Genomic DNA, 15,224 nt, shown 5'->3' with positions numbered 1-15,224 from the left:
CATTAACTTTTTAATTGTATGTTTTAACGCGTAATTAACAGCCCACATCAAGTGTCACTTATACATTTGAAGCAATTTTTAATTTTCAACCTATTGCATTACCTCTATCTCAACCTTTTATGAGCATTAAGCTGTTTCTAGCCACCTGTCTATCCCTATTCTTAATAGGTTGTTCTGAAAAAGCACACAAAACCGATTACGGGACTTACTTAGGAGGTGAGATCGTTAATCCTACGTCTAATTTTGTAGTGTTGCGCAAGAATGATATGCTTGTTGACACGATCAGGTTAGACCAAAATAACCGCTTTCTCTACGAAATTCAAGATCCTGAAAAAGGACTGTATCAAATCTTTCACAACGAAGGGCAGATCATTTACCTCGAGCCTAACGACAGTATTATGTTACGGGTGAATACTTATGAGTTTGATGAGACACTCACCTTTTCTGGATACGGAGCGCCTCAAAACAACTTAATGGTAGAACTCTTCCTTAAAAATGAGCACGAGAATGAGCTGATGCTGCAAGAAGAGATCTATCAACAAGACCCCGAAACCTTTAACAGAAGTATTGCGAGTTTAAAACAAGAACGTCAAGCGTTGGTTGATGATTTTTTCAAAAAGAATACTACCGACAATTACTTTGAAAAAATCGCCAATACCATCGTTAATTATGATTTCTATGCGCGTAAAGAGGTATACCCGATGTCACACTTTGGCGTAGATCGCGTCACGTTTTTAGAAAGTCTGCCTAAATCCTTTTACGATTATCGTGAAGAAGTTGATTTTAACGATGCGAGTTTATTGGAGCTCTACAGTTATCAACGATTCCTCATCAATTATTTCAACCAGGCCGCGTTTAAAGACTACTACAAGCAGGAAGCTTACGATCCACTTTCTTTCACCCACAATTTACATAAGCTGCGCCTTATAGAGACCGAAGTTGATAATGATTCGGTTGAAAGCTTTTTACTCACCCGAACCATACGCGATTATTTGGCAAACAGCAACGATAAAAAAGGAGGTCAAACGCTGTATGATATGTATATGGAACGTATTGCTTCTAAAGATGATAAGTTTATCATCAAATCACTTTATGAAGCCAACAAGAATATTGAAACCGGTAAGCGTATTCCTAACGAGAAACTCATCAATATAGACAGCGACACCCTTAATTTTGATGCTATAATCAACAGACCCTCTTTTATTTTCTTTTGGTCATCGTCCCGAAAATCACACGCCATCAGAGCCCAAAAACTTGCACGCTCGCTGCAGAAAAAATATCCTGAGTACACCTATATCGCGATCAATGTGAACGACACCTTTGAACATTGGCAAAAGACGATTACGCGTTATAATTTTGATGTCTCCAAGCAGTATTATTTCACCGATAAATTTGATGAACTCTCTAAAGATCTCGCACTTAATTCCCTTTTAAAAACCTTTATTGTAGATCGTAACGGAATCATCATCAACGCACACGCCAACATCTTCAGCTCTAATTTTGAAAACGAACTGCTGCAAGGCTTGAACAGGTAATTACTTTACAGAAAAATTAGTTCCTGATTAAGGCGAATTTGTTTCAACTTATTTCAGGATCGGAACACTACCAATAAAAAAGCCTGCTCTTGTGAGCAGGCTTTTTAAGTTTTATACCTTTAGGAACCATTAACTGTTTCCTTTTTTGTAATCTGCTAAGAACTTTTCTAGTCCGATATCTGTAAGTGGGTGCTTCAATAAGCCTTCGATAGAGCTTAAAGGTCCTGTCATTACATCAGATCCTAATTTAGCACAATCAATTACGTGCATTGTGTGACGTACAGAAGCTGCCAAAATTTGTGTTTCAAACGCATAGTTATCATAAACCAAACGAATATCTGAAATTAACTGAAGTCCATCAGTCGAAATATCATCAAGACGTCCTAAGAATGGAGACACATACGTTGCTCCTGCCTTAGCCGCTAATAATGCCTGCCCTACTGAAAATACAAGGGTACAGTTTGTTTTGATTCCTTTATCGCTGAAATATTTTAAAGCTTTAATACCATCTTTGATCATTGGTATTTTCACAACGATTTGTTCGTGAAGTGCAGCCAACTCCTCACCTTCTTTGATCATTCCGTCGATGTCTGTAGCGATCACCTCGGCACTCACGTCACCATCAACAAGGTTACAGATATCTACATAATGCTTTAATATATTTTCTCTACCGGTGATTCCTTCTTTTGCCATCAATGATGGGTTTGTAGTTACACCGTCAAGAACTCCTAGTTCCTGTGCTTCTTTAATCTGGTCTAGATTTGCTGTATCAATAAAAAATTTCATGTGAAGAATTTAGATTATCTAATATTTGTTGTTCAAAATTACGCAATAAAATCGTTAATTTTTAAGAACTACGGATTTAAAACCAATATAAGTGTTTATTTCACACTAATTTAACCTTAAGTCTAAAGTTTGTAATGATTAAGCAACAAGCGCTCATATACTTTACTCGGCAACACACCTTTTAAGAATACAGAGATCTTTTGCATGTAGGCGCCTACTTTATAATGTACGGCTGGTTCTTTTTCATTGATGATGGCAAAAACCGCTTCTCCCATTTTTTGAGGATCTTCACCGTGATCAACGTGTTCATCCATCAAGGCTAAAGATTTGCCGTAGTTTGCTGCGTAGGGCGAATCTTGCTTTAAAGGAGCATGGTAGCGTCCTGCTGCAATATTGGTAGCAAAATCACCGGGTGCGACATTGGTTAGTTTGATGTTAAATTCTTTGAGCTCCATGCGCAAAGCTTCGGTGGTCAAGCCTAAAGCTCCTTTGGTCGCAGAGTATGCACTTCGGTACGGCAAGCCCATATATCCTGCAATGGAAGTCACATTAATAATGAGGCCGCTGCCCTGCTTCCGCATAGTAGGTAAAACAGCTTTGATCACGCGTAAGGGACCAAAATAATTGGTCTCAAAAATCGATCTGAGTTCTTCCTCGGGAATTTCTTCTAAAGGTCCTGTTATTCCCTTTCCGGCATTATTGATCAATACGTCCACACGCGCTTCTTTTTCTAGAACTTGCTCCATAGCTGTAGCAATGGTTTCTGGTTTAGTCACGTCGAGCGCAAGAAAATGTACGCCATTTACTTCCTGCTGTTTGGGGTTGCGGCTTGTTCCGTAGACGGTAAAACCTTTGGTTACTAAAAATTCGGCGATTGATTTTCCTATTCCTGAAGAGGCTCCTGTGATCAAGACTACTTGAGACATACTTAAAATTTAGAGCGGGGAAAATACGTAATATTAGGGCATAAAAAAAGGCAAGCTACCTACATCACACCGCTACGACCATCTACCCTTGCTGCGTTCCCGCCCTGGGGGAATTCGACAGGAGCTGGTTGTGTAGGACTTGCCGGGTGCAAATATACAGCAATAGAACACTAAACCAAACGTTTTTTTAACTGAATTTATTGATTTAACTTGACCTCAAAATATAAAACTTCATGCGCAGCTATAACCTTCTCGTAGTCTTAATTTTAAGTCTTACTATCTTGTCATGCGGCAACGGAAAAGATTTAAGCAAAAGCTTCAAATTAACCCTTGACAAACCTGAAAAGAGCCTGAAAAATGGTGAAACAGTTACCGTCACCCTGCAACCTAAAGGCGATATTACTATCGATTCGGTCATTTATAAACTGGACGGAAAGATTTTAGGTTCTAAAACAGATCTTACGGCTTTAACCACAGATTTTAAAATCGAGAAACTTGGAGAAAAGAAACTTAGCGCCGCTATTTTTGCTGAAGGAAAACAGGCTCTTATTGACACGCAACTCCTTTTTGTTGCGTCCAACACGCCCACGCTTTACTCCTATGAGATCATCAATACGTACCCGCACAATACATCTTCTTACACGCAGGGATTAGAATTTCACGACGGGATTTTGTATGAAAGTGTTGGCGAATATGGCGAATCTGGTTTACTTAAAACCGACTTAGAAACCGGAGAAATCTTAGAACGTATCGATCTTGACAAAAAATACTTTGCAGAAGGGCTTACCGTCGTAAATGATAAGATCATTCAATTAACTTGGCGTGAAAATGTGGGCTTTATTTATGATGTAAACAGCTTAGAAAAAACCAAAACCTTCAATTATGGAAGAAGCAAAGAAGGTTGGGGTTTGTGTAACGACGGCAGTGTGGTCTATAAGTCTGACGGTACTGAAAAAATTTGGCTTCTCGACCCGGAAACGCTCGCAGAACAAGATTACATTCAAGTAGTAGACTCTAAAAAATTACGCTCAAAATATAATGAACTTGAATGGGTTAACGGAAAGATCTATGCCAACAGTTATCAGTTTGACAGCATTTCTATCATCAATCCTGAAACCGGTGCGATCGAGGGCGTTGTAGATCTAAGACCTCTTAAAAAAGAGATCAACTCGATTCAAGATAAAGATAACGAAGTGCTTAACGGTATTGCTTTCAATCCGGAAACCAATAAACTCTATGTTACCGGCAAGCATTGGGATAAACTTTTTGAAATACAACTCGTTAAGAAATAATCCTTGAAAAACACGTTCCTCCTTAGTCTGCGCTTGATTCCTGCTCTTCTCAGCATAGTTTTGCTGAGTTCGTGCAGAGAAGATTTTGAGCCGCGACTAAGCTCAGGAAACCTTGAATTCTCTAGGGACACCGTTTATTTAGACACTGTTTTTTCTACTATTGGCAGCAGCACCTACAGTCTAAAAGTGTTCAATAGGTCTAATGATTTGATCTCCATTCCGCGTGTAGGACTTGCGCAAGGCGAAAACTCCAAATATCGGCTTAATGTTGACGGTCTCGCCGGAAAAACTTTTGAAAACGTTGAAATTCGCGCAAAGGATAGCATTTTTATCTTTATTGAAGCCACAATAGATCTCGACCAAGATAAAAATGCACTACTCTACACCGATCAATTGCAGTTTGAATCCTCCGGAAATACCCAAGAAGTAGCTCTCGTTACTTTGGTTCAAGATGCTATTTTCCTATTTCCTTCAAGGAATGCTTCGGGCATAAAAGAAACACTAGAAATCGGTACAGATGCTTCCGGCAATCCAATCAGCGTGGAAGGTTTTTTACTTGAAGAGGAGCAACTGCGATTTACTAATGAAAAACCTTATGTGATCTATGGTTATGCCGGTGTGCCTTCAGGAAAAACCATGCAAATTGAAGCCGGAGCCCGCTTACATTTTCATGAAAACAGCGGAATCATTGTTGCCAATGAAGGACGTCTACTAGCCCATGGGCTTTTAAGTGAAGATCAACAAGTGCTTGAACGTGAAATTATCTTTGAAGGCGATCGCCTGGAGCCGAAATATGGCAACGTTCCCGGGCAATGGAATACGATTTGGTTTACGCCGGGAAGTACAGGATCTCTGCAGCATACCACAATAAAAAACAGTCAAATCGGCATTCTTACCGATGGTCATTCAGGAAATACCGATCGCAATCTGGAGCTTAAAAATGTTCAGATCTACAACAGCTCGGCTGTGGGTTTGTACGCTGTAAATGCTGCAGTCGCAGGTGAAAATCTTTTGGTTGGTAATTCGGGGATTTCCAACCTTTGGCTTCGGCAAGGCGGAAATTATTCCTTTACGCATAGCACGTTTGCAAATTATTGGGATCAAAGTTTTCGCAATACCCCAGCAGTTCAGATCGATAACTTTTTAGAGACCGAAGACGAACTTTTTGTCGCAGATCTTGAGGCCGCCACGTTTATCAATTGCATCATCTATGGAAGCGCCTCCAGGGAACTTGCGCTTACTTCGGTAGCTTCGGCCACTTTCAATTTTCAATTTCAGAATACCTTGATCCGTTTTGAAGATACTTTTGGAGATTTTGAAGGAAGGCCTAACTATGCTTTTGAAAATGAAAGTCTTTATCAGGATGTTCTATTGAATTCCATCCCTGATTTCAGAAACATCGCGCGCAACGACTACCGAATCGGTGAAGGTTCTGCCGCACAAACTTTAGGTAATACCACCGGAAGCACTCAGGTCCCTGTTGACCTTTTAGGTGTAGCGCGCCCAGAGCGCAGTGATGCCGGATCCTACCAAGCAATACAATTTGAGAATTAAACTATGATCCAGCTCCCTAAGCATTTGAAAATTTTATGCTGCTTTGCATTTTTCACTTGGACGCTTTTCGCCCAAAATCCAGAATTAACCGCCTCGGGTGATCAGATTTATTGTCCGCAATCTCGTATTCCTATTGTTACCGATTTTGATCTAGTGAACAACGGTGGCACCGTAATAAATGCTTTATACGTTCAGATCTCTTCAGGCTACGAGCAAGGGACCGATCTTCTTGAGCTCAACGCCAGCTTTCCCAATATTACTTCAGCATTTGATGCTTCCGCAGGAAAACTCACTATGAGCTTTTCTTCTGGAATTACTACCAGCGAAATTATCAATGCCGTAAAAGCGGTCACCTATAGCAACAGCCAAGCAAATGTAAGTGGCGCCCGAGAATTTTCTATTACGATTGGCGAGGCCAACTACCTCCCTTCTTCCGGTCATTATTATGAATATGTAGCCGATAATCTCATCACCTGGCAGGATGCGCGCGCCGATGCTCAGGCACGTACCTATTATGGTCTGCAAGGCTATTTGGCGACAATCACTTCGCTAGACGAAGCTGTGCTTTGTGGAGAACAAACGCAGGGTGCGGGTTGGATAGGCGGTACAGATGAAGCTGAGGAAGGCGTCTGGAAATGGGTCACCGGTCCCGAAGGATTGGCCGGTGGTGTAGAATTCTGGCGTGGCGGACCGGGAGGTACCACCACTACTTTTGCCTATTGGAATTCTGGCGAACCGAATAATACAAATGGCGGTGAAGACTATGCGCACATCACCGCTCCGGGAATCGGTATTGAAGGCTCCTGGAATGATTTACGAACCACCGGAGAAACAAGTCCAGACTTTCAGGCGAAAGGGTATATTGTAGAATATGGTGGTATGCCGGGCGATCCCGAATTACAAATTGCAGCCTCAACCACTGTTCGTATTCCGGTGACGACCGCCACTGGTGATTCCCGATGCGGAGCTGGTACGGTAAACCTAACTGCCACTACAACCACGGGAATCTTAAACTGGTATGATGCGCCTACCGGCGGAAATCTTGTGCATACCGGAGCCAACTTCAATCCTTCGATTAGTACTACAACTAATTTCTATCTGGCAGGAGAAGCTCCCGGGTGTAGTACGGGAATACGCAGAACTGTAGTTGCCGAAGTACTCCCTGAAGTGAATACACCGGGCCAGATCACTTTTTCAAACTGTGATGAAGACGGCACTCCAGACGGCTTTACCGATTTTAATTTGAATAGCATCATCCCACAACTTACAACCAATACCGCCGTAGATGTTGTGTTTTACAGTACCCGTTTTGATGCCGACACCAATTCTGGATCCAATGTTTTAGCTGGTGTTTATAACAATGCCTCCGGAAATACGATTTATGCCTACGCTTCCAATGCTTCCGGCTGTTTTCACGTAACCGAAGTGAACCTGCAAGTATCTACAACCTCGTTCCCAGACAGCTTCAGTTATACACTTACTACGTGTGATGCAGATGAAGTAGCGGATGGAATGGCCACTTTTGATCTCACACAGGCATCTTCTGCTATGCTGAATCAATTTCCGGCAGGACAAAATTTATCAGTGTCTTATTTTCGTAATGAGACTGATGCACTCTTAGAACAAAATGAAATCCTGCCACAAGATAGCTACCGTAACGAAATTGCTGACGAGCAAATCCTTTTTGTTCGTGTAGATAATGCCGATTCCGGGTCTTGTTTTGGTGTTGGTCCGCATTTGCGCCTTGTGGTTGAGCCCGTTCCTCAATTTGAGGTATTGAATGAAGGAAAGTTTTGCAGCAATGCATCATCGTTTACCTTAGAAACCAGCAACGCCCAAGATGTTTATGATTATGTGTGGCAGGATGCAGCAGGCACTATTGTTGGCACCACACCTCAAATTACCGTCAACCAACCTGGGGTGTATAGCGTACAGGCGTTTACTTCGTATGGTTGCACATCTGTAGTAAAAAGTATTAAAGTCATCGCTTCAGAAGCTGCGACCATCACCGGTGACAATATTGAAGTTATACAAGAAAACGGAAGAAACCAAATTCGGGTTCTCGACCCTTCCTTATTAGGCGTAGGCGCTTATGAATATGCTTTAGGTGATGCGATAGGCTTTTATCAGGATGCTCCGGTTTTTGATGACGTGACCCCCGGTTTTCATACTTTATTTATCCGTGATAAAAACGGTTGTGGTCTAAGCAGTATAGAGGTTGCGGTGTTAGGATTTCCTGAATACTTCACCCCTAATAATGACGGATATCACGATCGTTGGGGAAGTCTAGGATTGGATGCCTCACTCTATACACAGGTGCGCATTGAGATTTTTAACCGATTTGGGAAATTGTTAAAAACACTACACACGTTTGATGCAAGTTGGGATGGAAGCACGCGAGATCAACCATTGCCATCAGATGAATACTGGTACAAAGTAAAACTCACACGCAACGACGGGAGTATTTCAACACATTCTGGACATTTTACACTGAAACGCTAAAGCTTATGGGTTCTTCAGCAGAAACTTCAGTATTTATTTTTTCCTACGGAACGCTACAGGACCGGCAGATCCAGCAGGAATTGTATGGCAGAACCTTAAGCGGACATCAAGACAGCCTGAGCAGTTATATTTTGAGTACTATCAACCTGCCTGAAAACAGTCTGGAACAAAACACCTATTTTATTGCCGAATATACGGGGAATCCAAACGATAGCATTGGTGGATTTTGCTACGAAATAACTTCAGCGGAACTTTTGATCACCGATGCCTATGAAGGTGCAGCCTACACGCGCAAAAGCGTACGCTTAAACTCAGGAAGAGCCTGTCTTGTCTACATCAAAGCTTAACTACAAGAAATGTTAAAGTTTTATTAAAATTAAACAACGCTTTTTAGTAAAGCTGCTTAAAAGACTCATTTCCCTTATGTTCTTCCTACAATATCCTTGTACTAAGTTCTAAATTTCTGGCACTTCTGTTGCGTTTGTCTTTAAAAAGCTCCCTCAAAACCAAACCTAATCTTACAATTTAGACCAACGACCGTTCAGCTCGTTTAAAAACACAGAATCGGTTATTTCTCAACGGATTAATTCAGGCTACCTATTTTTGATCTAAAGAATACGTTAGCTATGAATATTAAGGCCCTTATACTTTGTCTTTTACTTGTGAATTTGAGTTTTGCTCAAAAGCTGAGCCACCTCGATGGAACGGTGAATATCTCACTCGAGGATGAAACTATAGATGCCACGTATACGCTGAGCAACTTGCCCGTAGATACACAGACCTTATCGTTTCGGTTAAACGAATATATCAAGGTAAAATCTATTGAACTTAATGGGGATCGCATCGCGTCAAGTAAAGTACCCCAAAACTGCAACGACTGTTTGATCTATACGGTACTTGTAGGATGCGAGGTGGTTATTACACCTGAATCTACGCTCACTATAGAAACTGAAGGCAAGTTCAAAAACTTTGACAAGCCTAAAAGTGCGAGACGCTACAAAGGTCAGTTGGTTTATTCCAACGGAGTGTTACGAGCGACCAATGCAGACAAGTGGTATCCTGAAATCGTAAACAAGTCGAGTAATGTTTCAGATTATATGAATCCGTTTAATTATACCTATGCTATCACTGCAAACTGTACCGATTGTGAAAGCATCTATTTAGGTAAGGGGAAACCACAACCCAGCGGAACGACATTTATAAATGATCAGGTTGAAGGCGACATGATTTTATTGGCAGGTAATCTAAAGTATACTCCAGGAAAATATGCCAATTATATCAATGTGCCGCAAGACAAAATCCCGGCGCTTGAAGCTACTTTTGAAAAAACTAGAGGTTTTCTTCAAGACATCACTCGGGTAACTTCTGATAGCAAAGTAGTATATGCACAGGTAAGTTCGCCGGTTTATGGCAATGAAGCTTCATATAATACCATCATCAATACCTCTCAAAATGTAGATGTAGCAAAAATCGATGATGCGATTGGTGAGGGTGAAGCTTACTACTATCTTTCTGGTGCTTTTAAACCAGAAACCCAGCTTGATCGTATGTTGCTGCAATCGCTAGCCAAATATGTAAAATTGCGCTATCTCAAAAAGTACAGTACCAATCAATATAATACCCTCAATTCGTTTATTGAGAGTAAAACCGCCAATACCGAAAACAGGCTTGCCAGCAACCACAATGAGCTTAATGCGCTATTGATCTCTCCTGAACAATTTAATATTCTGGAAAATGAAATTGGCGAAGCCGAAATGAACACCTTCATTTCCAATATTTTTCAGAATTTAAGAGTAGGAAAATTGAGTATTCAAGCCTTTTCCGATTCTTTTAAACAGATAGAAATACCTGAAAAATCTGAACGATTTGCTCTCCTAGAAAATAATCTAAGAACGCAATTTGAATTAAGAGCAGAGACTCCAGAAGTAAAAGAAATACTTACTCGTTGGTAGTAAGTTCTAAATACTAAATTAAAAAAAGACCCGCTGTTGAGCGGGTCTTTCCAGTTTAATTGAGGATGTTATCAAACTTCCCCGATTTAGTATTCATAACACTTAAAGCCTTAGAATAATTTAAGATACGGTCTACCGTCTCTTTAGATGGTTTTAGATCGTTGTCAAGCGTATTCGCTTTTTTTGAGTAAATGTTTTCCATTAAATGTCGTTTGGTTAATAGTCCCTTTATAACGCACACTTTTTGGATTTAGTCTATCTCAATTTGTTAAAACTATATTGTTTTTTTCGATCACCTTACGCAGATTGATCAATGCATAGCGCATACGGCCTAAAGCAGTATTGATGCTCACATCGGTACGCTCTGCTATTTCTCTAAAACTCATATCCTTATACACCCGCATCACCAATACGTCGCGCTGATCTTCGGGTAATTCTTCAATAAGTTTACGTACATCCTCCTCTACCTGATCTTTAATGATGCGCTTTTCTGCATTCAAATCAGGATCACCTAAAACCGAAAAAATATTGAAGTCCCCCGTATTGTCAAATTTGGGCATACGTTTATTTTTTCGGAAATGATCGATTACCAAGTTGTGCGAAATCCGCATCACCCAAGGTAAAAACTTACCTTCTTCGTTGTAGCCACCACGCTTTAAGGTGCGAATTACTTTAATAAAGGTATCCTGAAAAATATCTTCGGTTACATCGCGGTCATAGACTTTAGAATAAATAAAGCTATAAATGCGTTGTTGATGTCTCGAGATGAGTATAGAAAGAGCAGCCTCGTCGCCTTTAATGTAGCTGCTTACCAGAGTAGCGTCAGTTGTTAAGATTTCATCCATAAAATTACTTTTGTAGGTTAAAGTTGATCCCCGGGGACCGGTCGAAATTTTAAAAAAGTAATTTTAGGATATAGGCGTTATGTTAATGTTAATACAAATCAAATATAACAACTTTCATTCCAAATAAACAAATACCCCTGTACAATTTTAACATTAACAGGACGTTGGGCAAATCTTTGAGCGCGTATCAATCCTATAAATTATCTTTGCACACCTATACTTATTGCTATGATCATCGACGTTGCTAAAGCAGACCCTAAGGAAAATATCATCATCAAAGGGGCCAAACTGCACAATCTGAAGAATATTAATACTATCATTCCGCGCAATAAACTGGTAGTCATTACCGGTTTATCGGGTTCGGGAAAATCAAGCCTGGCTTTTGACACCCTTTATGCTGAAGGACAACGACGTTATGTAGAAAGCTTATCGTCGTATGCCCGGCAGTTTTTAGGGAGGCTCAACAAACCCAAAGTAGATTATATTAAAGGTATTGCTCCTGCAATAGCGATCGAGCAAAAAGTAAACAGTACCAATCCGCGTTCTACGGTAGGAACTTCCACCGAAATCTATGACTATCTCAAATTGCTTTATGCCCGTATTGGTAAGACCTACTCACCTATTTCTGGGGACGAAGTAAAAAAAGATACGGTTACCGACGTGGTAAATTATGTCAAGGCGTTTGAAGATCGCAGCAAACTCCTACTGCTCGCCCCCTTTCTGGTCGAAGAAGGAAGAAAGATCGAAGAAAAACTCAATATTCTTCAGCAGCAAGGTTATGCGCGTATAAAGGTAAACGATACGGTGGTACGTATTGATGAAGCTGATGCGATCAAAAAAACAGACAAGCTCTTTCTGGTTGTAGATCGCATCATTAAAAAAGACGACGAGGACTTTTACAACCGTCTTGCCGATGCTGTGCAAACCGCCTTTTTTGAAGGCAAAGGTGAAGCTTTTATTGAAGATCTAACCACCGGTAAACAACGTCATTTCAGCAACAGTTTTGAGTTAGACGGGATGAGCTTTCTAGAACCCAACGTGCATTTGTTCAGCTTTAATAATCCGTATGGGGCGTGTCCTACGTGTGAAGGTTATGGGGATGTTATTGGTATTGACGAAGATCTGGTTATTCCAAACACAGCGCTTTCCGTTTATGAGAATGCTGTATTTCCTTGGCGCGGGGAAAGTATGAGTTACTATCGGGATCAACTGGTCAACAACGCCTATAAATTCGATTTTCCAATACACAAACCTTATTTCGAATTAAGTGCTGCACAAAAGGATTTGCTTTGGAATGGAAACCAATATTTTGAAGGCATTAATCAATTCTTTGAATTTTTAGAATCTAAAGCCTATAAGATCCAAAATCGGGTGATGCTTTCACGCTACCGCGGAAAAACGCGTTGTAAAACCTGTGGTGGTAAGCGTCTGCGTAAAGAAGCTAATTATGTCAAGATCGGCGGCACTACGCTAACCGACCTTGTGGAACTTCCATTAAATAAAGTTGCCGACTTCTTTAAAGATCTAGAACTGAGCGAACACGATACCAAAATCGCGAAGCGTTTACTTACTGAGATCGAAAGTCGATTGGAATTCCTCGCTAAGGTTGGTTTGAATTACCTCACCTTAAACCGAAAGTCCAATACACTTTCTGGTGGAGAATCGCAACGCATCAACCTTGCCACCTCATTAGGAAGCAGTCTGGTAGGTTCGATGTATATTTTAGACGAACCCAGTATTGGCTTACACCCCAAAGATACCGAGCGACTGATAGAAGTACTGCAAAATCTTCGGGATTTAGGCAACACGGTAATTGTCGTGGAGCATGACGAAGACATCATGAAAGCCGCTGATGAGATCATCGATATTGGTCCGGAAGCCGGAACCTTTGGCGGTGATGTAGTCGCTGTGGGAACCTACGATGAAATTCTTAAAAGTGATTCGCTCACGGCAAAATACCTGAACGGTGAATTAGAAATCAAGGTCCCTGAAAAGCGTCGTACCTCTAAGTATTATATTGACGTAAAAGGAGCCCGGGAAAACAACTTAAAAAATATAGATGTACGTTTTCCGCTAGGCGTTTTTGTCGCAGTAACCGGTGTCTCGGGAAGTGGAAAAAGTACCTTAGTGAAAAAGCTCCTCTATCCTGCCCTACTGAAAGAAACCGGTGGCTATGGAGAGAAAGTGGGACAAATGACAGGCATCGAAGGAAAGTTTGACAACATCAACCATATCGAGTTTGTTGATCAAAATCCTATTGGTCGTTCCTCACGTTCTAACCCGGTAACCTATATCAAAGCCTATGACGACATCCGGTCGTTGTATGCCGATCAAAAACTGAGCAAGATCAGGAACTTTAAGACCAAGCATTTCTCTTTTAATGTAGACGGTGGGCGCTGTGAGCACTGTAAGGGAGAAGGTGAAGTCACTATTGAAATGCAATTTATGGCCGATGTACATCTGGAATGCGAGGTGTGTAAGGGCAAGCGTTTTAAGAAAGAAGTCCTTGAAGTTACTTTTGAAGATAAAAACATCGATGACATTCTCAATATGACCATTGATGACGCCATCGCCTTTTTTAAAGAACACAAGCAGGACAAAATCACCCGCAAGCTTAAACCTTTGCAAGACGTAGGATTAGGCTATGTCACACTTGGGCAGAGTTCGTCTACGCTTTCCGGCGGTGAGGCACAGCGTATCAAACTCGCTTCTTTCCTAGTAAAAGGAACAACTAAAGAGAAAAACCTGTTCATTTTTGACGAACCTACCACAGGCTTGCACTTTCACGATATTCAAAAGTTATTGGCATCCTTTCAGGCATTGATCAAGAAGGGGCATTCTATTTTGGTGGTAGAGCATAATCTCGATCTGATCAAATGCGCAGATCACGTGATCGATCTTGGTTTAGAAGGTGGAGAAAACGGGGGACATCTTATCGCCGCCGGAACTCCTGAAGAAATAGTAAAAAACAAACAATCGTATACTGCACAATACCTTAAAGACAAGCTCTAAAGTTGATTAAACTTATGAAAAATTTAAAGCGCGAGGATATTCTTCGCGCTTTTTTCATTTAAAACAAACTCATCAAAAACTATTGATATACAACACATTGAAAGCATAATTCAATACTATTCAGATACTATCAATACGTCTTTTTTGATTTTGGCACGCAGTTTGGATTATACCTAACGAACACAGATTAGAACTTCAAGTTCGGTCTATTAAAATGAATGTTATGAAACGCACGTTATTCTTTTTAGCAGCAAGCTTTGTGATCACGACTACTGCACAGGCTTCAGAAGTAAACAGCATTGGTTTACACACAAAAGCAGAATCTCCTGCTTTCTATTTGCAACCTGTCGTTTTTATAACACAAGGTGTTGAGTTTTTGATTTACCCTGACGGGACTTTAGATTATAACCTTCCACCTGCATCGGTCAGCCTTAATGGTAGACGTGTAAATCAGGTGTATTACAACCCCAATTCGGTATATGATTCCGGTCGCAACTACCGCAGGGGCTATGTGCAATACCATGGTAACGGTCAGGTTGCACAAATAGGTCGACTGGGTATTGATTATCATCGCAATGGTCGTGTAGGTCGCATTGGCGACATAGCGGTCACCTATAAAAAAGGGCGTTTGGATAGGATCGGAAACTTAAAAATGCACTACGATAGAAGCGGTCGCATCTATAAGCAGACCGGAACTATTTATAAAGGAAATACTACAAAAGACAAGCACCGCATTACGGTTTATGGAAACCGTAGCCGCAGGTCGTAACAATAAACCCCACAACTGTGGGACATAGTTTGATTTTTTTGGTTGGTTAGT

Annotated in this window: 12 protein-coding genes and 1 other RNA gene; 8 read left to right on the top strand and 5 right to left on the bottom strand. The window is 40.9% G+C overall.

Translation table 11 applies throughout. The annotated features are described in order from the left end of the window. Positions 1-119 precede the first annotated feature (119 nt). Positions 120-1,535: a TlpA family protein disulfide reductase gene (locus tag MED217_RS05995; protein ID WP_009779593.1), complete on the top strand. Its 1,416-nt coding sequence runs from the start codon at positions 120-122 to the stop codon at positions 1,533-1,535. A gap of 129 nt (positions 1,536-1,664) precedes the next feature. Here MED217_RS05995 and fsa read toward each other — a convergent pair whose 3' ends face one another. From fsa to ffs, 3 genes are all read right to left on the bottom strand, one after another. Next, the gene (fsa, locus tag MED217_RS05990; RefSeq protein ID WP_009779592.1) at positions 1,665-2,321 is read right to left on the bottom strand and encodes a fructose-6-phosphate aldolase; all 657 of its coding nucleotides are present in this window, start codon (positions 2,319-2,321) and stop codon (positions 1,665-1,667) included. A gap of 122 nt (positions 2,322-2,443) precedes the next feature. Beyond that, on the bottom strand, positions 2,444-3,247 hold the full coding sequence (locus MED217_RS05985; RefSeq protein ID WP_009779591.1) for an SDR family oxidoreductase: 804 nt from the start codon (positions 3,245-3,247) through the stop codon (positions 2,444-2,446). Positions 3,248-3,292: 45 nt separating this feature from the next. Then, an RNA gene (gene ffs, locus MED217_RS18720) (signal recognition particle sRNA small type) lies at positions 3,293-3,392 on the bottom strand. An 88-nt stretch (positions 3,393-3,480) separates the two neighbouring features. On the opposite strand from ffs, the gene MED217_RS05980 reads away from it, so the two are divergent. The 5 genes from MED217_RS05980 to MED217_RS05960 all read left to right on the top strand — a co-directional run bounded on the left by MED217_RS05980 (position 3,481) and on the right by MED217_RS05960 (position 10,547). Continuing rightward, complete coding sequence (locus tag MED217_RS05980) at positions 3,481-4,539, top strand: glutaminyl-peptide cyclotransferase (RefSeq protein WP_009779590.1); 1,059 nt, start codon at positions 3,481-3,483, stop codon at positions 4,537-4,539. 3 nt (positions 4,540-4,542) lie between these two features. Beyond that, on the top strand, positions 4,543-6,093 hold the full coding sequence (locus MED217_RS05975; RefSeq protein ID WP_230199241.1) for a hypothetical protein: 1,551 nt from the start codon (positions 4,543-4,545) through the stop codon (positions 6,091-6,093). 3 nt (positions 6,094-6,096) lie between these two features. Beyond that, positions 6,097-8,595 carry a T9SS type B sorting domain-containing protein gene (locus MED217_RS18480; protein WP_009779588.1) on the top strand — a complete coding sequence of 833 codons (2,499 nt, stop codon included), beginning with the start codon at positions 6,097-6,099 and terminating at the stop codon, positions 8,593-8,595. Between the two features lie 5 nt (positions 8,596-8,600). Then, on the top strand, positions 8,601-8,942 hold the full coding sequence (locus MED217_RS05965; RefSeq protein ID WP_009779587.1) for a gamma-glutamylcyclotransferase family protein: 342 nt from the start codon (positions 8,601-8,603) through the stop codon (positions 8,940-8,942). 279 nt (positions 8,943-9,221) lie between these two features. Further along, positions 9,222-10,547: a hypothetical protein gene (locus MED217_RS05960; RefSeq protein WP_009779586.1), complete on the top strand. Its 1,326-nt coding sequence runs from the start codon at positions 9,222-9,224 to the stop codon at positions 10,545-10,547. Positions 10,548-10,602: 55 nt separating this feature from the next. Here MED217_RS05960 and MED217_RS19105 read toward each other — a convergent pair whose 3' ends face one another. Then, positions 10,603-10,749 carry a hypothetical protein gene (locus MED217_RS19105; RefSeq protein ID WP_009779585.1) on the bottom strand — a complete coding sequence of 49 codons (147 nt, stop codon included), beginning with the start codon at positions 10,747-10,749 and terminating at the stop codon, positions 10,603-10,605. Between the two features lie 58 nt (positions 10,750-10,807). Next, the gene (locus tag MED217_RS05955; protein ID WP_009779584.1) at positions 10,808-11,392 is read right to left on the bottom strand and encodes an RNA polymerase sigma factor; all 585 of its coding nucleotides are present in this window, start codon (positions 11,390-11,392) and stop codon (positions 10,808-10,810) included. Between the two features lie 228 nt (positions 11,393-11,620). On the opposite strand from MED217_RS05955, the gene uvrA reads away from it, so the two are divergent. Both uvrA and MED217_RS05945 read left to right on the top strand, forming a co-directional pair. After that, positions 11,621-14,404, top strand: a complete 2,784-nt coding sequence (uvrA, locus tag MED217_RS05950; protein WP_009779583.1) for an excinuclease ABC subunit UvrA — start codon at positions 11,621-11,623, stop codon at positions 14,402-14,404. Between the two features lie 223 nt (positions 14,405-14,627). Continuing rightward, on the top strand, positions 14,628-15,173 hold the full coding sequence (locus MED217_RS05945) for a hypothetical protein (RefSeq protein ID WP_009779582.1): 546 nt from the start codon (positions 14,628-14,630) through the stop codon (positions 15,171-15,173). The last annotated feature ends 51 nt before the right edge of the window (positions 15,174-15,224 follow it).

Source organism: Leeuwenhoekiella blandensis MED217 (assembly GCF_000152985.1).
GTDB lineage: Bacteria > Bacteroidota > Bacteroidia > Flavobacteriales > Flavobacteriaceae > Leeuwenhoekiella > Leeuwenhoekiella blandensis.
This window is presented reverse-complemented; position numbering and strand designations above follow the sequence as displayed.